Here is a 649-nt window from a genome sequence, read left to right as displayed (position 1 = left end):
GGAGTGAACCCTGAGAATGAGACGATAAAAAACACCTCTCTAAATCGTAAGTATCAGTTATGATTTTAATGGAGGTGTTTTTCGTATGGGGAAAAAGACGCATTATCCCGCCGAAATAAAGTGGAAAGTAGTTGAAATGAAACACCAAGGATTCAAAAATAAAGAAATTATGGATGCCTTAGGAATTAAACATGTGGCTCAAATTAAAACTTGGATGAAATGGTATCGTGAAGGCGAAACCTATCGGTTTGAACAATCTATTGGAAGACAATCTGTACATGGAAAAGGCTTAAAAAAGTTAACAGAACTTGAACAAAAAGAATTAGAAATACGTTATTTAAAGGCAAAGATTATATTGCTGGAAAAGTGCCAAGAAATTTTAAGGAGGTGGGAGGAAAAGAAGAAATAATGAAAATGATAAAGGAATGGCAATCAATTTTTACAATTGCAGAACTGTGTTCCATATTTGATATTTCACGTGCTACTTATTATCGTTGGAAAAAGCAGGAGAAAACAGTAACTAATCATGAAGAAAAAACCGTAATAGAAATATGTCAACATCATAAATATCGGTATGGATATCGTCGGGTTACAGCTTGTCTACGTAATCAATTTAACATCGTAATCAATCATAAAAAAGTATTACGTA

The 649-nt window shown here is 33.0% G+C and carries 2 protein-coding genes; both read left to right on the top strand.

Features of this window, described 5'->3' with window-relative positions; translation table 11 throughout:
* Window positions 1-85: 85 nt before the first annotated feature.
* Window positions 86-409: a hypothetical protein gene (locus BPMYX0001_RS28830; protein WP_000516899.1), complete on the top strand. Its 324-nt coding sequence runs from the start codon at window positions 86-88 to the stop codon at window positions 407-409.
* On the top strand, window positions 409-649 hold a 241-nt coding region (locus BPMYX0001_RS28825; RefSeq protein ID WP_033799570.1), incomplete at its 3' end, for an IS3 family transposase. The genes BPMYX0001_RS28830 and BPMYX0001_RS28825, both read left to right, overlap by 1 nt.

Origin of the sequence: Bacillus pseudomycoides DSM 12442, assembly GCF_000161455.1 — a bacterium.
Taxonomy (GTDB): Bacteria; Bacillota; Bacilli; order Bacillales; family Bacillaceae_G; genus Bacillus_A; species Bacillus_A pseudomycoides.
Note: the sequence above shows the minus strand (reverse complement) of the source record. Positions and strands in the feature narration are given on the sequence as shown.